This is a genomic window from Spiroplasma syrphidicola EA-1 (assembly GCF_000400955.1).
Classification (GTDB): domain Bacteria; phylum Bacillota_I; class Bacilli_A; order Mycoplasmatales; family Mycoplasmataceae; genus Spiroplasma; species Spiroplasma syrphidicola.
Genome location: NC_021284.1, coordinates 637540 through 658206, shown reverse-complemented (window position 1 = coordinate 658206; position 20667 = coordinate 637540). Strand labels below are relative to the sequence as shown.

The following is a 20667-nucleotide window of genomic DNA, read 5'->3' as shown; positions in this document are numbered from 1 at the left end:
AACATTAAAAAAATTTTAAATTTTATAAAAATCAGATATAATTTAAAAGTTAGAATATTTATAAGTAAAAGATATTAAAAAGGAATAGAAACTATGTTATTAACATTTAATCCATTTGAATTTAATTCCCCCGATGCTCCAATATTGTGGGAATTGTATAGCTGACAACACATTATTCCATTAATAATGTGTTTAGGAATTACTTTTTCATTATATGCTTTCCCAAAGGGGTATGCATATTTATCAAAAACAAATTATTTTTTATATTCGTTAGTTGGTGTTCAAATTCTCTTTATGATTTACCTAAGAGTTATGCAAGCAATTAACTTAAAAGCATATCAAGAAGCTGGCATTAATTGAACTGGAATTTTGCCGTTTGACTTTTGTGCGTTAACACAAATCTTTTCAATTGTTACAGTATTTTGAAAGAATAATAAGTTTTTTAGTTTAACTATTTTCTTTCCAATTTTTGCTTCATGGCTAAGTATTTTTATTCCCGAAGGACAAGTACAAACTAATCCAATTACTTCAATTCGTTTTTGAGAATTCTTTGTTGCTCATTTCTTAAGTTTTTATATCTATTTTTATAGTTACTTATATGGAAAACGTCAATTTGATCGAAAATGAATTAAATTATCAGCTTTTAGTTTACTAATCTATGCTTTATTAATGTATATTGTTAATACATCATTTGGTACTAGTTTTATCTACATGGGCAAAGAAATTACCCCTGGGCCAGTTGATTTTCGCCCATGGTTAGGAACTGATTTTGGTAGTTTTGTTAATACGATGTTTACGATTTTTGTGATGGGATTAGGGGGAATGACCTTATCATACTGATTATTACGAGGTTTAAAACCATTCTATCAAGACAATGGCCAAACAAAATTACATGATTCTTGGGTTTATGTTTTAATTAATAAAATTAAAGCGAAAAAAGATAACGTATCAGCAGTAAAAAATAGTAAAAAAGTAAAGGAATAAAACTTTACTTTTTATTTTTTAATTTTTTTTACAGTCATATCCTTTTCTAAAATATCATTCACAAGGGGTTTAAAAATGAGAAAAAATAAGGTATAATTAATATAATTAATCAGAGAGGACATATTTTATGACAAATTTTAGTAAAAAATTATCAGAACCAGAGATTAGAATGATTTGAGACAATACCCAGCAAGGTGGGGGAAGAAATAATTTATTGTTCCGTCGTGATATTGCTGGTGCTTTTATCAAAATTGGAGAGTTAAATCAAGAAAGTGAATTCGGTTGAGTAATTGATTTATTAGTACCACTAGATAAGGGTGGTAAATTAGAAGTTAACAACTGTCTAGCAATGCATTGAAAAAATTCTAAAGCGCGTCGTGGTACTTTAAATGATTGAAAAGCTGCTGTTGAGGGAAAAGTACAAAGTGAAAATAAAAGGGAATTTCAAAAACCGACTAATGTTAAAACTAATAAAATCATAAAAGGATCTGGTATGAAAGTACATGAAGTTTCACCAATTTGAAATAAATATTAATGGTTAGTATAACCATTTTTTATTTGTCCTTAATTGTTTAAAATAGGACCAATTAATCAAAGAATATCGGCTGTTCAAATATTAAAACCAATTAGGAAAAATAATAATTATAGTTACGAAATTTTTAATTGAAATTGCTCATAATATAATCCTATTAGTTTAACAAATAGTAAATATGGATTTATTTCAATTATTATTAGTGCCAGTGCGACAAGTTCAGTTATTAAAGGTAAAACAAATAATATTGTAATTGTTTTGCCCCCAATTTCGTAAAAAAATAGTTATTTTTACAAAAAATAACGATTAATTTAAATAAATGATAAAAAACCTTATTTTGATGGCTTTTTTAATCCTTTTTTTCGGATAATTTTAGGAAAAGAAGATAAAAAAAATGCAATTCTTGCAAAATGAATTCGAACTTAGTATAATAATACCACGTTCAAAATTAACGGAAAAGGAAGTGTAGGCAAAGTAATGAAAAAATTATTGACGATGTTTACGACAATTTCAGTTTTTAATGCAACAACTAGTCTTGTTGTTAGTTGTAATATTAATGAATATCCATATATTATAAATAATTCTATCTCAAATCAGGCAAAAAAAGCCCTTGATAGTATTGTTTTAAATTCTGAACCAGGGCAGGAAGGGCAAGAACCTAAAATCTCAACGTTATTTAACTATGATTTAAATGTTTGATTAAAGCCAAATTATGTTCCAGAAAAAGATCTTTTAGTAACAAAAATTAAAAATAATGATAAAAAAAATATTCCGGAAATAACTGGACCAACATTACGTCATAGTACTCAAAAACCTACCTTGCCAAAAGATAGTTTCAAATATATGGGGCAACACTTACTAACAACAAAAGATATCGTTAATTCACCATGAAAAACGGTGGTTGAAAAATATAATCCAGGTGGAAAAGACAAAGATAAGCCAGGTTGAACCGATCAAGAAAAAAATACTTTAGTTCAAGATTTAAACGATTTAGCTTATTATTATTTCCCAAATTATAATAGCAATAGTACTGAAGCAAATCAGCCAAAATGACTGTTTGTTGATAAATTACGTTATGAATATCAGGATTGATATAAAAAAGATAGTCCTCGTGATTGGTCATTAAATCCGTTAGATAGTAACTATTCACCAGATGGAGAGTATGACCAAGGAATTTCCTACTTTACAATTATTAATAACTTTATTAATAACGTTGATTTTGAATATTATACTAATTTGCTAAGTTTATGAGGGCGAGATAAGGGAACAAATGTTGATGAAAGTATTACAAATGTTTCAATTACATTTACAACATGAGATCCAAAAAAATGAACAAAGCATTTTGTTCAAGGTAAACCCGTTATTAGTAGTAATGATAATGTTTTTGAAAATTTACCAATCTTACCATTAGATGAAGAATTAGGCGTTAAATTAGTAATTGCTGATTCTTATGGAAATTTACATAATTATATTATTGGTAAAATTGTTTTACCAAAAGAATTATTTTTCTAATATAAGCAATTAACAAAAAATATGTTAAAATATAACTGTCCGTAAGGACAGTTTTCTACGTTTGTTATAACGTTAAGGTGTGTTTGGGGTTATTAACCGCTATATAAATCAATAACTCTACACCCAAGCACTTAAAGCGGTTCAGGGTTATTTTAAAGATAAAATAAAAGACTAAGTTTTACTTAGTCTTTTTCAATTGTCTAGTAATTTTTTTAAAAAAAGTTATAGTTATATTAAAGGAGTTTAATGAAAATGAAGGAAATTAAAGTAGTTTTAATTATTGGCCCAACCGCTAGTGGCAAGACTGATTTGTCAATTAAATTAGCCCAAACCTTTAATGGAGAGTGTCTAAATGCCGATGCTACGCAAATGTTTAATGGTTTAGATATTGCAACTAATAAAATTACGCTTGAGGAACAGCAAGGAATTAAACATCATTTTCTTTCCTTTTTGGATTTAACAGCTAGTTATTCAATTAGTGATTTTCAAAAAGCCGGACGAGCAACAATTAATGAAATCGTGGCTGATCATAAATTGCCAATTGTTGTTGGGGGCAGTGGTTTATATATTAATGCTCTTTTAAAAAATTATCAGTTTTCTTCGCAAGGTCGTAACTTCGCTAATTTGGCAAAATATGATGATTATTCTAATCAAGAATTGTGAGAAAAACTAGCAGTTGTTGATAAAGCCGAAAGTGAAAAAATCCATTATAATAACCGCAAACGAATTCTGCGCGCTTTAGAATATTATGAGCAAAATCAAATTCCAAAATCAACCAATGATCGTGATCAAAATACTTGATATATTAAACCTTATATTATCGGACTGTTACCCGATAAAGATGAATTACATCATCGGATTGCCGAACGGGTATTAGCTTTGACAGCACGGGGATTATTTGCTGAAGTTGCCGAAGCTTATCAACAATGTCATCAGTCTTTAGCATATCAAAGTATGCATATTATTGGATGTCGAGAAATTGTTAGTTTTTTAAAAGGGGAAATTAGCGAGCAAGAAGCAATTATGGCAATGGTCAAGGCCAATAAAATTTATGCTAAAAAACAAATTACATGATTTAAACATCAATTAAGTGATGTTAATTGATATCAATTTTCCTATGCTAATTTTGAAACAGTTTGTCAAAAAATAATTACGGATTTAAAGGAAAGTAATTATTTGAGTCAAAAATAATCACTTCAATAAAAGATATTTTAATAATTTTTGGGTTTAGATAAAAAAGTTATTAAAATTAAGATATAATTAATCATAGTTTACCTAAATTTTACAAAATAAGGAGTCAATATGTACGAAAAGGATTATTACAAAATTTTAAATGTTGCTCAAACAGCAACTAAAGATGAGATTAAAGATGCCTTTCGTCAACTAGCAAAAAAGTACCATCCTGATATTTCAACTGAAAAAAATGCCGAACTTAAATTTCGGGAAATTTCAGAAGCATATGAAATTTTATCAGATGATAATAAAAGATCTCAATATGATCAGTTAAATTTTGTTGAAGAGTATCAAGTTGATTATGCTAGTGAAGGTCAGATTTTTAATAGTGGATATTTACTTAAAAAAATCCCTAAAAAAGTTAAAAAAGGACCTTTATTAACGGGAAAAGTAAAAGCAAAATTGACAAGTCTATTATTTAATTCAGTAATTTCATTCAATTTGTTTATTGAAGAAAATTGTACAAGTTGTAGTGGTAAAGGGTATGTTATTTTTAATAAGAAAAAATATCTTTGTGATAATTGCCAAGGTTTAGCAAGATTTGAAGTTGAAAAAACAGTGCAATTTAATGTAACAAATTTTAAAGAAACCAAACAAACTATTGTGTTAAAAGAACAAGGAAGTGATGGTTATAATGGGGGACCAAAAGGGGATATTAAATTAAAATTAATTTTAAAAAGAAATAAAGGTTAAAGGAATGGTGAATTACTCGTGAAATTTATCGATGTAGCAAAGATTAAATTAAAAGCTGGTGATGGTGGAAACGGCGCAGTGGCTTTTCATCGTGAATTGTATGTCCCAAAAGGTGGCCCATCAGGAGGAGATGGTGGTCATGGTGGTGACATTATTTTTGTTGGCGATGAGGGGATGAATACGCTATTAGATTTAAAATATCAACGTGAAATTAAAGCCGAAGATGGTAATAAAGGGGATATTAAAAATATGCATGGCCGTAATGCTCCCGATAAATATATTCACGTCCCATTGGGAACATTAATATATAATAATGATAATGACGAAATAATTTGTGATATTGTTCAACATAATCAAGAAGTTATTATTGCAAAAGGTGGTAAAGGTGGTCGTGGCAATGCTCGTTTTGCGAGTAGTAAAAATAAGGCGCCAACAATTTTTGAAGCTGGTGAATTAGGACAAGAATTAGAAATTCGTTGTGAATTAAAAGTCCTAGCTGATGTTGGGTTAGTTGGATTACCAAACGCTGGAAAATCAACATTATTATCAAAGATTTCAAAAGCAAAACCTCAAATTGCTGATTACCCTTTTACAACTTTAACTCCCCAATTAGGTGTTGCTCAAGATAGTAAAGGGCGAACATTTGTTGTTTCTGATTTACCAGGTTTAATTCCTGGGGCTGCTGAAGGGAAGGGCTTAGGTTTTGCATTTTTACGTCATATTGAGCGTTGTAAAATAATTGTCCATGTCCTTGATATGTCGGGAAATTATGGGACAGAAGATGTTTATCAAAACTATTTAAATATTCGTTCGGAATTAGAACGCTACAATATTAATTTAGCTCATCGCCCTGAAATTATTGTGGCAAACAAAATGGATATTGATTTATCAGCCCTTAATTTAACTGATTTTAAAGAAAAGTTACCAACTGCTGAAATCATTGAAATTAGTGGATTGTTTTCCCAGCATCTAGATGAACTGCTGTTAAAAATTGGTGATAAATTAGCAACCGTTAGTGATAGTCAAGCATTATGAGAAATTAATCAAGGCGAAGAAAATCCAGCGGATTATAAAGTTTATGAATTTGAAGAAGCCGGAATTGATGTCAAAGTTATTAATTTAGGAAATGGTTTATGAGAAGTAACGGGAGAAGATGTTCATAAAGCATATCAAAAAAATCCAATTAGTACTTATGATAATTTACTAGTCTTTAATAAAAAATTACAAAGTTTAAAAGTGTTTGATATGCTAAGAGAAAAAGGCATCAAAGATGGTGATTTGGTCAAAATCTTTGAATATGAATTAGAATGGAATGGATAAGATGACAACAATTGAACAATATGAAGAATATTTAGTATCTTGAATTAAAGCCGAAGTTACTGCTGCCCAATGTGCTGGAGTGATTGTTGGTTTATCGGGTGGAATTGATTCAGCTGTCGTAGCATTGTTAGCAAAAAAAGCTTTCCCAGATAATTATTTAACGGTAATTATGCCCTGCCAGTCTGATCCAGTTGATGAACAATTTGCTCAACAGTTGGTTGAAAAACATTCCTTAAATACTTTAACAATTGATCTTAGCGAAACTTATCAAACCTTATTAAAAAATTTACCTTTAAATCAGCATCAATTAGCAGCGGCTAATATTAAACCGCGTTTGCGAATGACAACGTTATATAGTTTGGCTCAGGCCAATCGTTATTTAGTGTTAGGAACAGATAATGCTGATGAATGGCATGTTGGTTATTTCACAAAATATGGTGATGGGGGAGTTGATTTAGTTCCATTAGTCCATTTATTAAAACAAGATGTTCGCGCTTTAGCCAAACTCTTAGGAGTTAATGATGTAATTATTGACCGATTACCAACAGCCGGATTATGAGAAAACCAAACCGATGAAGCGGAAATGGGTTTTTCATATCAACAGTTAGATGCTTTTTTACTTGGTGAACCAGTTGCAGAAAGTATTAAAACACGGATTGATTATTTGCATAAGATCTCTGAACATAAGCGTAATTTAGCGAAATCACCCTTAAAACCGTTTCGTAATTTACCAAATTATCATAAATAATTAAATATTATTTTAAAAATGACGATAATATCATTATCATCCTGGTTATTTTAGGTTTATAATTAAACTATAGAAAAGAGGAATAGGTATGCAATATATTATTCGTAGTAAAAATATTAGAGTTACTGAAGCGATGGATAATCATGTTAGAACAACATTAGATAAAATTCAAAAATATGAAATTATGAAAAATAATAAACTAGTACATGTTGACCTCGAATATACAAAAATTGGAGAAAACGATATTAAAGTGTCAATTGATTTGGCGGGGAAAAATAATTTTTTAACCGCAACAAGTAAAAACAAGGATTTTTATAAAGCCGTTGATTTGGTGTTAAAAAAATTAGAAGAACAGTTAAAAAAAATCAAAGATAAAATCATAACAAATCATACAAAAAGAACTTCTTTTGCTAAGGTAATTGAGGAAGATGAGTATAGTGATGTTGATTTGGATGAACAAGAGTAAAGAGTAAATTATGGCAGAAAAAAACTTTATTTAATTTAAATAAAGTTTTTATTTTTTATGCACTTGGTGTTGCAGCATTTTTTGTGCGAATTTTAATTACGCCTAAACCTTCTAATAATCAAATTAAAGCGCCAATAATTGTTACTAATTCTGCCACAAAGATTAATCATGTTGAAATTTGATTAACAGATGTAATTAAAGCGCCAATGATTCCAATTACAGCAAATGTTAAGAATACGATTCCCACAACTAATTTTGATCATTTGTGACGAACAAATGTTGTTACAAATAAATATAAAAATGATGATATTAAAATAATTGACCCACTATCTTTACCATATAATTCAATATTTGCTCCAATAACTCCGAATGAATTTAGAATTGCCATAATAAATAGTCATAATCCTGCAATTCAAATCATTATTTTTTGAAAAGTAATATTAATGGTAAATGTTCAACCGTTTTTACTTTTTGCCATCTCTTCTTTTCCTTTCTCATTATTTAACATTATTATAACTCTTTTTTATCCAAAACTAAATAATTCTTAAAATATCGTTTTCTTTGATATTTAAAAATTTAATCATCCCAGGAGCTAAGCAATAAATAAAATAACTATCTTTAAAATAGTGACTAATTTTTTGGGGACCAAAATTTTCAATTTGTTTGATAACTTGAAAGTTTTTGTTACAAAAAATAACATCAACATGATAAAACATTCCAAAACTATTAAAAGCATGGACTTTCCGCAATAAGTAACCATCTTTCATTGTAATGTTTTTTGGTTGAATTAGACTTGTTACTTTGTCTTTTAAATTGTGAATTACTTTAATTGACAAGTCTTGGGGAACACTGTTTATTGTTAATATTTTTGTATCTTTTAACGCATAATGAGGGTTCTTAGCACTTTTTTTATTTAATTTTGAAAAGATATTTGGAAAAAGTCGCATTTTCATCACCTAATTTTTATTCCTTCTTAACAATTATATAAAAATATAATATAATTACTAGTGAAAAGAGGTGTATAATATGAAATTTGCCTTGTTCTTGGCACCAGGGTTTGAAGAGGGAGAAGCAATCATTACTACTGATGTTTTACGTCGTGGTCAAATTAAAGTTGATCTAGTAAGTATTACAGATCAATTAGAAGTAACTTCATCCCATCAGGTCGTAATTAAAGCTGACCAGTTGGTAACAGAGGTTAAATATGAAGATTATGATGGTTTTATTTTACCAGGGGGTAAAGTAGGGGTTGATAATCTTGCTAAAAATAGTCAAATTAAAGAATGATTATTAAAAGCTAATCATGATGAAAAAACAATTGCGGCAGTTTGTGCAGCGCCCCAAATTTTGGGTCATTTAGGAATACTAGATAACCGTGAAGCAACAAGTTATCCTGGTTGCACAGAAGGAATGGAAAATGCGATCTACAATGATGAAATGGCAGCAATTACTGATGGTCATATCATTACTGGCGCTTCAGTTGGTTCAACAATGAACTTTGCTTTAGCCATTGCTGACCGTGTTTTGGGAGCAGAAAAAGTCTTTGCGTTACAAAATGAATTAGTTATTCGTGATTAAAAAAGTAATTTTATTACTTTTTTTCTTTTTTTACCAAAAAATAAATTTAATCTTTTTTTCTTTTTGCGATATAATTATCTTATCTCAAAAAGGCAATACCATGATTTTATCGTTTAGGACTTAATTTAATATTGTTTTGGGATATTTTTTTCAATTTTTATGGGTTTATTGATATTAAAAAATATGACAAAAGGAGCTAAAAAATTATGAAAAAATTATTAACTATTTTAAGTACCCTAACAATTAGTATGACAGGAGTAACATCAGTTGTTGCTTGTAGTGCTAACACTGAACAACCATCAGATCAATTATCACCAGAAAAAGTAAAAGCATTTTTAAAAACATATCAAAATGAAGCAAATCCTTTTACTTTAAGCCGTGATGATGGTAATCAACAAAATCGCTTAGTAAAAGACATTACTCAACAATTACATTTAACTTCGGAATATGAAGTTAGTGTTTTAGAAAATGGTTATTTATTGCCAGATCTTGAAGCATTAAACAGAACAGAAGTGGCAACAATTCGGAATGGAGAAGCAAAGGTCAGCGTAAAATACCAAGGGAAAGAATTTTGAAATGACAAAATTTTCTGATTAACAAATGATCTTAGCAATATTAAAACTAAGTTAACTAAATTAGACATTTTTACTGAATCAACAAATGGTTTTGTTGTTCCTGGAGCAATAGCCCCAAATGACATTACGGTTGAAATTTTAACAGCGCAGTTAAAAAAACAATTCCAAAATACTTTTAAATTTAATGTTCAGAAAATAACTGACATTCCTAGTTTGAATTCAACACCAAGCGAAACACAAGATGCACAATTGATTAATTATGGAAAAACATTAATTGAAGTAACAACATCAAACGACATTGCTGTTTTTAATGGTGAAATTAATTGAGTAACAGAACCAATTAATACTGTCGCTGGGTTCGCAATGGATTTAATGGGAAAAGGTCATAGCTCAAATAATGGGTTTGATTTTAAATTACCAATTCCAGGGCTACCAATTGAAGTATCATTAGGAAATCTATATACATTTGCTGGGCTAATTAACACATTAATTGGAAATGGGATTAAACTAGTTAATTTGGATAACATTGGAACTGATCATTTTGATAATGAATGGCAAAACTTTTTAACAACTTTTGATGGCCTATTAAAATCATTAATTGGAAGTTCAATTATTAATATTCCAATTAATATTGATATCAGTGGCACATTAAAAGTTAATGGAACAGTTGGGGAATTATTAACAAATATGGCCCCAAGTTTAATGGCTTTATTACAGTGATTTATTAGTAATGATTTTAAATCACATAATGCCGTTATGGAATTATTGCAATATTTATTAAGTGATGTTAATCCAAAAGTAAAAGCTGGTTTAGTTAAAACTTATGGGGAAAAAAGTCCAATGATAAATAAAACAAATACTAATTTGGATAGTTTATTAGGCCAAGCATTAGTAGGATATAAAAAGGATTTACCATTTAGTATTTCATTAAATCTTTTCGGTTCAGAACTTAAATTAACAGCTGATATTGCTTTTGGGCCTTTAGTAAAATTAGAACCAACAACATTAGTTATGAGTATTTTAAATGAGTTTAGTACTTTATCAGCAAATGGATTTGACCTAATTAACCAGAGTGTTATTAATAAAACTCATTTAAAAGGAGTTACAAAATTGGTTTTGGGATTTATTCCAGAAGTTAATCTTACTTTAAAAGATGCAATGGGACCGTTATGAAATGCGGCATTACCATCACTAGGATTTGATGCTAATCAGTTAGAACAATTAAATGTTGAATTATTACAAGGACGTTTAAAAGTAATGTTTAAAAATCAAAACGATCAATGAGAAGAGTTCCAAGACGTCTTTAAAGATGGTGATACACCAAACTTAAAACAAATTCTGGCGGCAAAAGATATGAAACTGCAATTTACTAATTTACAGTTTAAATTAACTTCAAAAGTTGACGCAAATGCAACATTTACAACAAACAATGATTTAACATTTGAAATGTTATTATCAGATAAAACAAAATAGCGTTTTAAAGAACTTTTTGACAATAAAAAAGAGAGCAAATTTCTGATTTATTAGATAAAAGTTCTTTTTTTATTTAAAAAAGAACATAAATTTTTTCATTTTTTAAGTTATAATGTACCTATCTCAAAAAGCAACAATTATGATTTTATCGTTTTGGACCTATTTAATTATTATTGTATTGAGATATTTTTTCAATTTTTATGGTTTTTAAATTTAAAACAAAAGGAGATGAAAGAATATGAAAAAATTATTAACCATTTTAAGTGCGTTAACTATTAGTATGACAGGGGTAACTACTGTAGTGGCATGTCATTCAAATACGCAGAAACCATCAGATCAATTATCACCAGAAAAAGTGAAGGATTTTTTAAAATTATATCAAGATGAAAAAAATCCGTTTATTTTAAGTCGTGATGATGGTAATCAACAAAATCGTTTAGTAAAAGATATTATTCAACAATTGCATTTATCTTCTAATTATGAAGTTAAAGTGTTAGAAAAAGATTATGAAGAACCAGTTTTACAAGGCAATACTAAAGCTGCTATGGCAACAGTTAATAACGGTACTGCTAATCTTAGTCTTAAATATCAAGGAAAAGAATTTTGAAATGACAAGATTTTTTGATTAACAAATGAACTTGGTACTGTTAAAACAAATTTAGAAAAGTTAACTAGTTTTACAGCTGACAATAATGGCTTTGTTGTTCCTGGGCAATTTACACCCGACAAAATTGATTCAGCAATAATGACCAAAGCCTTGAAAACTCAATTTAAAAGTAGTTTTAATTTTACTGTCTCAAAAATTAGCGCAAGACCTAGTGTAAAAGGAGCAACTACCAAAAAAAGTGATGATAGCATCATTAATTATGGTACAACAACAATTGATGTTAAAACCTCAAAAGGTATAACTGTTTTTAGTGGTGAAATTAATTGAGTAACAGAACCAATTAATACTGTTGCAGATTTTGTAATGGAATTAATGGGGAAAGGGCACAGTACAAATAATGGTTTTGATTTACAAATTCCAGGATTACCCATTAAATTATCATTGGCAACCCTATATGATTTTGTTGGTATGATTAATACAATGATGGGACATAGCATTAATTTAGTCGATTTAAGTAGCATTGGAACTGATAAATTTGATCAAAATTGAGCTAGCTTTTTGGCTGAACTTGATAAGAATATAATGACCATAGCTAAAGTTTCAATTTTGGACATATCACTTAATAAAACAATAGGTGAAGGAAAACCTAGTACTTCCAACCCTTTTGTTATTATTGAAGGAACAGTTGGGGATTTGTTAACAAATATGGCCCCAAGCATAATTGCTTTGTTACAATGATTTATTAGTAATGATTTTAAAAGTAACAACGTTATTTTAGAATTAATACAATTTTTATTATCTCCTGTTAATAGCGATGTTCAAAATGGAATTAAAAATGCTTGGGGAGAAGATGAGTTATTTTTTAAAAATGTTAAAACGAATTTGGATAGCTTAATTGGTTTAGCCATACTTGGTTATAAGCCAGACTTAGCATTTAACCTTAAGCTAAACATTGGGGCCGTCTTACCAATTATTCAAGGTTTTTTGTTTGGTAAAGATCTTCCTTTAGTAAAAGGCTTAGAATTAAGACCAACAAAATTAATTATGAGTATTTTAAATGAATTTAGTACTATTTCTAAAGGAGGTGTTGATTTACTTAATCAAAATATTCTTAATAAAGATAATATAAAAGGAATTCTAGCTGATGTTAAAAATAATCTACCAGAGGTTACTTTAAAAAATTTTATGGGACCGTTATGAAATACGGTTTTACCATCATTGGGATTAAATGCTAATCAGCTAGGACAATTAAATGTGGAATTACTGCAAGGTCGCTTAAAAGTGATGTTTAAAAATCAAAGTGATCAATGAGAAGAATTTCAAGATGTCTTTAAAAATACTGAAGACCCAAACTTAGACCAAATTCTGCAGGCAAAAGATATGAAACTTCAATTTACTAATTTACAGTTTAAATTAACGTCAAAACATGACCCAAATGCGACATTTACAACAAACAATGATTTAACATTTGAGATGTTATTATCAGATAAAACAGTTTAAAAAAATTAAAAAAATACTTATTTATAAGTATTTTTTTAATTTACAATGTTTTAGTTAATAGTATAATAATTAATATATGTTTGAAGAAAAAGAAGGGAAAAATAATAATGAAGAAACTTTTAACAATGATGACTGTCATATCATCAGTAATTATGACAACAACTCCTGTTTTAGGGTGTGGAGCCATTGCTAATTACCAAAAAAATTTGTTAGATACTTTCCAAATTAAAGATAGCCAAACAGGGGCTGAAATTTTTGCGAACTTACATACTTATATGCAAGTTCGTTACAATTTAACTGATGATAAAAGCGCAACTAAAATTGCTAATTATGCGATTTGATATAATGGTAGCGAAATAAGCAATAATGATGAAGTAAAAGTTACTGTTGGACAAATAGCCACAATTAAAATTTTCTTAAACAAATTTGATTCAGCTATTCAAAATGATCAGCAAAATTTAATTAACGCTGGGTATGCTTTGAATACAGAATATGCAATTGATATTATGGTAACAACGGTTAACAAACAAGATATTAAAAATGTTCACGTGCCAGATTTACAAACAATTGCGCAAGAGGGGGCTAATTATCAAGAATTAAATCAAAATCAAACTATTTTAACAGCTGTTACTAATAGTATTAATAAAACTTTAAATCTTGTTACTTCCCAAAAAGATTTTTATTTAACAAATGATTATCAAGATAAACCGGATTTTCAAACTGCTGATACAGTTGTCACTTTTACTGTTCATGCCCAAGCTAATAGTTATTTAATTCAAGGTGATTTTACTTTTATTGATACGTTAAGTGCTAAAAAAGATCTTAGTTTAGTTGAAATTAAACCATTCGAATTTCCAACTGATTTAATGGCCACATATGATAGTTTAAATGACAATCAAGAAATAATAGCAACGATAATAAAAGCAATTAAAGCAAAATTTGATATCTCTGTTGCAATCGAAGATTTTTCTATCACAAATGATCAAGCTGATAGTGCTCTTCAAACTGCCGGGGTAAAAGTGATTATGACAGTTTCCGCCACGCCAACTAGTTTAATTTTGGCTAATTATTTTCAATTTACAATCACTTTAAAATAATCACCCTTAAAAAAGAAAAAACAGAATAATTTGCTAAATTAAGATAAGGTAGTTTATAATGAAGATAATAGTAAAGTTAATGATAAGCAAGAAGGAAAAAATAAATTTATGGCAAAGCAAACCGAACAAAGTAGCTGAGTACAAAAATCAAAAAACGAAATTAATAGCGTTTTAGCAAAATTTAATAAAAGCAAGGTTATTTTTAAATCACCAACAAAAAAATGACAAATTGCGATCCGCTGAATGTTATTTTTTGGACCCTTATTAACATTAGTTGCAATTTTTATTTTTGCAATGTTTTATATTAAAAAAACACCAGGACTATATTATTTTATTCCTGTCGTAACAATTATCTTAGGGTTAGTTTTTGACGGTTTTATTATTTATTATTTAATTAAATGAACAAAAATAATGCGTTTGCAAAAAAACATTTTAGATAATTTAGATTTTAAAAAGTTATATGACTGGGGTCTAAAAGAAACTTTTGAGGATAAAATTGATGTAATTAATATTAGCAGCAGTTATAATTTACCACCAAGTAAAGTTGTTAATCTTGAAAATAATACAAAAATAGACCAAGTTTTAAATTTACATCATACTAGTTTTGAAATATCTTTAGGGTCAATTACCCATAAAACAAAGAAGAAAACTAGTTCAAATTATACTGAACCAATTTTTTATCGGGTTCCAATTTTAACTTTAAAACCTTTGAAAAAACCCGTTAAAGATAATATGATAATTCAATTAGTTGATCTTAATAATGATTTTTTCCGTCCAGCCCAGACAGTTAAAACTGGTAATCCTACTTTTGATGACATTTTTGTTGTGGGGAGCAATCAAAAAGATCTTAGTCATGTTTTACCCCCATCTGTCCAAACGAAACTAATTGCTGAACAACAAAAATCAGCAACAATCCCTGTGATGATATTTGAGGATGGGATTTTAACTTTAATTTTCCAGAGTTATTTAGTTGATGGCTGAAATGACCATAAAATGGTAATTAATGATGTTGAATTTTTTAGTGATTGAGATCATGTAACTAATGATATTATTACAAAAATGCAAATTGATTTAAACTGATTAAAAGATAGTTTAAATTGAGCCAATCAGTTTGATATAGTTGATGTTAAATAAGTTAGCGCCGCCTATTTTTCAGAAAGGGGATGAATCACATTAGCAAATTATTTACCAATCATATTGCGCAAGAATTAATTACCGAATTTAATGCAGAAATGCGGAGTGCGCAAGAAGTGCTATTGATTTTTCCTTTTATTTCAAAAAGTATTATTAATAAAATTGAAAGATCAATTAAATATTGTCAAAATCATAATATTATGATTCGCATTATTACAACGACATTTGATGATTTAGCCCAATTTAATGATTTTAATGAGCTAGAACGGTTAGTTACAACTTATAATAATATTTTAATTCATGTTGAAGATAATTTTGAAAAGCGAAGTGAGCGAATTCATATTAAGGCTTCAATTTTTTCGCGACCAAATCATCAGTCAACAGTAATTATTGGTTCTTCTAATTTAACTTACCGTGGAATGGTTACTGGTCGGGAATGAAATGTTAAATTGGAAGAACCAGCAAACAAGGATGTTATTACAAAAATGATTAATGAGTTTAATCATCTCTGAGAAAATAATTTAATTAATTTTAATGATCAAACAGCGCGCCAAGCATTATTAGCAAAAATTGCCCGTAATCAAGAACAGCAAATTGTTGGAATGTTTGGTACTAACGAAACTGAATTTGAGACCATTAAAAAATATTTGTACGACTACCAACAAAAAATTATTGACCATTTAGAATATCGTCGGGGAAGAGGTAAAAACAAACATTTAGTGATCATGGCAACAGGGACAGGAAAAACTGTCATTGGGGCGTTTGATTATTTGAAGCAATGTCAACGCCATAAACGAAGATTAAAAATTTTATTTTTAGCTCATCAGCGCGAAATTGTTGAGCAAGCGCTAAAAACTTTCCGGACAGTATTACAAGATAATACCTTTGGTCTTTTAATGTCTGAAGGAAAAGTACCGGATAAGCAAGATCATTTGTTTGCGACAATTCAAACAATGTTAAATAATTTAGATCAATTTGACCCAAATCATTTTGATTATCTTATTTTTGATGAGGCCCATCATATTGCAGCAGTAAGTTTTGAAAAGGTATTTAATTATTTTCAACCCCGCGAAATCTTAGGCTTAACAGCAACCCCCGAACGAGAAGATGGTAAGTCAATTAAAGAATATTTTGATGATGAATATGCTTATGAATTAAGAGTATGAAGCGCCATTAATCAGGGCTTATTAGCCGCTTTTGATTATTACTGTATTGACGATATTACCACTGATTTACAAGGGGTGGACTTATCTTCTGATAGTCAAGTTTTCCAGAAATTAAATACCCCCGCGCGTAATGATTTATTATTTAACACAATTGAAAAGTACTTGGGCGTTTATGCTCATCCAACAGCTTTAATCTTTTGTGTGACAACTGAGCATGCGAAAATAATTGCCAATTTTTTACAGAGCAAAAATCTGCGCGCCGCTTATTTAACAAGCGAAGTTAGTGACCAACGCACGACAATTTTACATCAATTTAAAACTGGTCGAATTAATTATTTATGTGTTGTTAACATGTTTAATGAAGGTCTTGATGTCCCAGAAATTGATACAATTATTCTTCTACGCCCAACTAATTCCCGAACAGTTTATTTACAGCAATTAGGGCGTGGCTTACGAAAAACGGCTCGGAAAGGGAAATTAGAGGTTTACGATTTAATTAGTAATATTGATAGTAAATATGATTTGACGATTGGAATTAAAAATTTATTTGACCCTAACCTAACATCAATAAAATCGTTAACTCAACAAGCAGGGCTGCCATATAATTGTACAATTACGTTAGAAAAAAAAGCGCAAGAGTTAATTCTTAATAATTTAAAAAAATGATATCACCATAAAAACCGCTTGCAACCGCAAATCGAAGAATATTATCAAAAATATCAGGATGAAGGATTATCTCGACTACTAGTTGATGTCGAAATGTCAATTTATCAATTTTATAATCATATTAATGATTTTTATTTGCGCCTTGCCAATAATTATCGTAAGTATAGTCCTGGGCAAAATGATTTACAACGTAATCAAAATTTATTAAAACAATTCTTGTTTTTAGACAGTTATGAGATTGTTAATTACTTTTATTTACGGTTAGCCCAAAAATTATCACCTGGCGAAATTAATTTGGAATATGATAATTTATTGGTAACATCATTATTATATGAAGTAACTAGCCATTCGGTCTTTGAAAAGTTATTACCAAATTATCAAAAGGAAGTTGATTTAGTTCAAAGAATTATTGATAATAATCAAATGATTGTCCGTGAATTGTTAATTATTTTAAAATATAAGTTAGAACATGAAACTTTGCTGAAAACGGCAGGAGGGGCAAATAATTTATTATTAAAACAATGTACCTTTACGGTCAAACAAGTTTTAGCAATAATTGGTCGAACAAATTTTTTATTGAACCGTGGGGCATTACGAATTATTGCTTTTCAAGCGGGATATTTAACTTTTGATAATCATTATCAAGTTATTTTAGCGGATGAAGATGGCCAAGGTTATGGGAAGTTAACAGGTTATGATGACCAACAGCAAAAATTTTATTGATCGGTACCCGAAAAAATGACAATTAATCATAAAATTGTTAAAGATATGGAAAATAAGGAAATTAAAAAATATTTATTTTTACAAAATAAGATTAATTTAAGTTATCCAAATTTAAAATTAAAGTTATATCGCTATATTGGGATTGGAAGCTTTGAACAGTTATTAGATAGTAAATATTTAACTGGGCAATTTGCGGTAATTTAAGGTTAATTTGATATAATTAAAAAAACAAGAAATGAACAAGACAGATGCAAGACGAAAGAAAAGATGATTTATTAATTAAATATGATCAAGGTAAAATTGCGGCGCTAATAAAACAATGGCAATTTCCAATTTTGGCCCTTGATTTTGAAGCGTATCATTTTAAAAAAGATTATAAGGATTATGATCATCTAAAAGAATGTAACGCTAAACCTTTTTTAGTTGGTGTTAATGTTATTCTTAACCCAACAACCTTATTAAAAAAACCTTTGGATGAATTAATGGCATATCACTATCATTTAAATTGAAATATAAATGATAAAAAACTACATAGTTTTAAATCATTTGCCCTTTTTCTTACTAAACTAGTTCGTAAACATAATATTCAAACATTGTTAGTTCTGGGTAAAGAATTAGAACAAGAATTAATTACTGTAATGACGAAACGTTGACCGCGCTGATTTCGATTAAAAAAATTAACAATAATTGATATTTATGATTTATATGCAAATCAAACTTTATTTCAGCTGTATCTGGGCGAAGATTCAACCCCTTTGAAAGTTAAACAAATTGACCAGTTTTTACGCTTTGATGAGTTATATCAAATTATGTTACGTCCGGCCAATAATGATCGTCAGTACTGAGATAATATTTGACGGCGCTTGGATGGTTTTTATTCATATGATAAAAAAAATCTTTATCAAAATTTGCAACAATATCAAGCAGAACATTTAAATGAAATTATTGATAAAAATTATAATGACTTATTAAAAATGACAAGTTTGCTAAAAACTTTTATTAGTTACGGAAAAAAAAGACAAGAATAAGTCTTTTTTTATTTAGAGGAAATAAATGATCGTTGTGATAATTATTATCTGAAAGGAGTAAGATAATGTTTAATTATTTAACAGGAATAGTTCAAAATGTTGCTAGTCAAAAAGTATGGCTAGATGTTAATAATCAAGGTTATGAAATTATGATTATTACTTACAAACCGCTTAAAATTAAAACAAATGAATCTTATCAATTTTATACAACATTAGTTAACAATGATTATGTTAATTACCAATGATATGGGTTTTTAACTTTAGAGACGCGAAAACTATTTTTAGATTTACTAATGATTCCCTCAATTGGTGTCAAAACAGCTTGTTTAGTTTTACAACAATTAAGTGTTGAACAACTTTTAGGAATGATTAAAAATGGCGCGATTGAAGAATTATGCCAATTGAAAGGGTTAAAAAATCACAGTGCTCGTTTAATCATGACAACATTACAAAAAATTTATTTTCGGAAAAGCTATAATAATATTCAAAATAGTATGATTGACTGCTTAAAAAAACTAGGGTATTCACTACCAATAATTTACCGGGCGTTAAATGCGCTTCCCGAGCAGAGTAATTTGGAACAATATTTAACGGCTGTGTTAAAGCAAATCAGTGCAAATAATGGGCAAAGCTAATTTTCGCCCAACTTCTTGAGAACAATATATTGGCCAAGAAGATCTTAAAACTAATTTACAAATTACGATTACTGCTAGTCAATTAGAAAACCGCGCTGTTGATCACATTTTGCTTTCTGGTCCAGCTGGTGTTGGGAAAACTAGTTTAGCCTATTTAATAGGGGTGATGTTAAAAACAAAAACCCATATTTTACATGGTCCAAATCTGCAAAAACCGAGTGATTTAATATGTGTTTTAACGCAATTAAAAGATTTTGAGGTTGTTTTTATTGATGAAATTCATGCGATAAGTAAAGAAGTTAGTGAGTTATTATATCCTGTCTTAGAAGATAATACTTTAAATTTAATTATTGGCAAAGATTATAATAGTAAAAATATTAATATTCCTTTACCAAAATTTACCTTAATAGGAGCAACTACAAATCTTTATCATTTATCCCAACCCTTAATTCAACGTTTTCCCATTAATTTAACAATGAATAATTATACGCTAGCTGACTTGCAACAAATAATTTTTAATTGTGCCCAACAACAAACAATTAAATTAGGAATGCCAGAAGCATATTTTATTGCCCAACATAGCCGTTTTAATCCTCGGATTGCCATCAATTTGTTTAAAAGGATTTATGACTACGCCTTAACAACAAACTGTAAAATAATCACAATTGTTTTGATTAAAGTTGTTTTTAAAAATTTACAAATTTATCTTGGGGGAATCAGTAAATTAGAAATTAACTATTTATCGATTATTAATAATACTTTTGGTAATAAGCCAACAGGGATTGATATGATTGCCCAAGTTTTAAATGAACCAGTGGTAAATATTACTAATAGTGTTGAACCGCTGTTATTAAAGCTAGGATTTTTGGAAAAAACAAACCGGGGTCGCGTAATAACTGTAAAAGGGCAGGGCTTTTTACAAAAAATAAATTTTAAAAAATTTGAAAATAGTTAATTTTTAAAAGAAGTTAGTTTATAATATAAAATGAAATAACAT

The 20667-nt window shown here is 28.8% G+C and carries 19 protein-coding genes; 17 read left to right on the top strand and 2 right to left on the bottom strand.

All coding sequences use genetic code 4. The features are described 5' to 3' along the window. Window positions 1-93 precede the first annotated feature (93 nt). From SSYRP_RS03065 to hpf, 8 genes are all read left to right on the top strand, one after another. Window positions 94-984 (top strand): TMEM164 family acyltransferase, encoded by an 891-nt coding sequence (locus SSYRP_RS03065; RefSeq protein ID WP_016340848.1) that lies wholly within the window; start codon window positions 94-96, stop codon window positions 982-984. Between the two features lie 127 nt (window positions 985-1111). Then, a complete protein-coding gene (locus tag SSYRP_RS03060; RefSeq protein ID WP_016340847.1) occupies window positions 1112-1519 on the top strand; it encodes a hypothetical protein in 408 nt (135 codons plus the stop codon). Between the two features lie 474 nt (window positions 1520-1993). Continuing rightward, the gene (locus tag SSYRP_RS03055; protein ID WP_016340846.1) at window positions 1994-3028 is read left to right on the top strand and encodes a hypothetical protein; all 1035 of its coding nucleotides are present in this window, start codon (window positions 1994-1996) and stop codon (window positions 3026-3028) included. A 252-nt stretch (window positions 3029-3280) separates the two neighbouring features. After that, window positions 3281-4219 carry a tRNA (adenosine(37)-N6)-dimethylallyltransferase MiaA gene (miaA, locus tag SSYRP_RS03050; RefSeq protein WP_016340845.1) on the top strand — a complete coding sequence of 313 codons (939 nt, stop codon included), beginning with the start codon at window positions 3281-3283 and terminating at the stop codon, window positions 4217-4219. Between the two features lie 111 nt (window positions 4220-4330). After that, window positions 4331-4954, top strand: coding sequence for a DnaJ domain-containing protein (locus tag SSYRP_RS05355; protein ID WP_016340844.1), 624 nt, complete (start codon window positions 4331-4333; stop codon window positions 4952-4954). Window positions 4955-4972: 18 nt separating this feature from the next. Continuing rightward, complete coding sequence (obgE, locus tag SSYRP_RS03040) at window positions 4973-6274, top strand: GTPase ObgE (RefSeq protein WP_016340843.1); 1302 nt, start codon at window positions 4973-4975, stop codon at window positions 6272-6274. Window position 6275: 1 nt separating this feature from the next. Further along, on the top strand, window positions 6276-7022 hold the full coding sequence (nadE, locus tag SSYRP_RS03035) for an NAD(+) synthase (protein WP_016340842.1): 747 nt from the start codon (window positions 6276-6278) through the stop codon (window positions 7020-7022). Between the two features lie 88 nt (window positions 7023-7110). Further along, the gene (gene hpf, locus SSYRP_RS03030; RefSeq protein WP_016340841.1) at window positions 7111-7488 is read left to right on the top strand and encodes a ribosome hibernation-promoting factor, HPF/YfiA family; all 378 of its coding nucleotides are present in this window, start codon (window positions 7111-7113) and stop codon (window positions 7486-7488) included. Window positions 7489-7543: 55 nt separating this feature from the next. Here the strand turns inward: hpf and SSYRP_RS03025 are convergent, their stop codons facing one another. Then, window positions 7544-7996, bottom strand: coding sequence for a hypothetical protein (locus tag SSYRP_RS03025; RefSeq protein ID WP_016340840.1), 453 nt, complete (start codon window positions 7994-7996; stop codon window positions 7544-7546). A 25-nt stretch (window positions 7997-8021) separates the two neighbouring features. Then, complete coding sequence (locus SSYRP_RS03020) at window positions 8022-8435, bottom strand: hypothetical protein (RefSeq protein ID WP_016340839.1); 414 nt, start codon at window positions 8433-8435, stop codon at window positions 8022-8024. A gap of 79 nt (window positions 8436-8514) precedes the next feature. On the opposite strand from SSYRP_RS03020, the gene SSYRP_RS03015 reads away from it, so the two are divergent. The 9 genes from SSYRP_RS03015 to ruvB all read left to right on the top strand — a co-directional run bounded on the left by SSYRP_RS03015 (window position 8515) and on the right by ruvB (window position 20625). Continuing rightward, entirely contained in the window at window positions 8515-9066 is a 552-nt protein-coding gene (locus SSYRP_RS03015) for a DJ-1 family glyoxalase III (protein WP_016340838.1), read from the top strand. A gap of 206 nt (window positions 9067-9272) precedes the next feature. Further along, entirely contained in the window at window positions 9273-11114 is a 1842-nt protein-coding gene (locus SSYRP_RS03010; protein WP_016340837.1) for a lipoprotein, read from the top strand. A 238-nt stretch (window positions 11115-11352) separates the two neighbouring features. Further along, window positions 11353-13221: a lipoprotein gene (locus SSYRP_RS03005; RefSeq protein ID WP_016340836.1), complete on the top strand. Its 1869-nt coding sequence runs from the start codon at window positions 11353-11355 to the stop codon at window positions 13219-13221. Window positions 13222-13328: 107 nt separating this feature from the next. Beyond that, entirely contained in the window at window positions 13329-14318 is a 990-nt protein-coding gene (locus tag SSYRP_RS03000) for a spiralin repeat-containing protein (protein ID WP_016340835.1), read from the top strand. A 108-nt stretch (window positions 14319-14426) separates the two neighbouring features. Continuing rightward, window positions 14427-15452, top strand: coding sequence for a hypothetical protein (locus SSYRP_RS02995; RefSeq protein WP_016340834.1), 1026 nt, complete (start codon window positions 14427-14429; stop codon window positions 15450-15452). Window positions 15453-15481: 29 nt separating this feature from the next. Beyond that, window positions 15482-18211, top strand: coding sequence for a DEAD/DEAH box helicase family protein (locus SSYRP_RS02990; protein WP_016340833.1), 2730 nt, complete (start codon window positions 15482-15484; stop codon window positions 18209-18211). 44 nt (window positions 18212-18255) lie between these two features. Continuing rightward, window positions 18256-19035 carry a hypothetical protein gene (locus SSYRP_RS02985; protein ID WP_016340832.1) on the top strand — a complete coding sequence of 260 codons (780 nt, stop codon included), beginning with the start codon at window positions 18256-18258 and terminating at the stop codon, window positions 19033-19035. 65 nt (window positions 19036-19100) lie between these two features. Continuing rightward, window positions 19101-19670, top strand: coding sequence for a Holliday junction branch migration protein RuvA (ruvA, locus tag SSYRP_RS02980; RefSeq protein WP_016340831.1), 570 nt, complete (start codon window positions 19101-19103; stop codon window positions 19668-19670). Then, window positions 19657-20625: a Holliday junction branch migration DNA helicase RuvB gene (ruvB, locus tag SSYRP_RS02975; RefSeq protein ID WP_016340830.1), complete on the top strand. Its 969-nt coding sequence runs from the start codon at window positions 19657-19659 to the stop codon at window positions 20623-20625. Before ruvA ends, ruvB begins: the two co-directional genes overlap by 14 nt. Window positions 20626-20667: the final 42 nt, after the last annotated feature.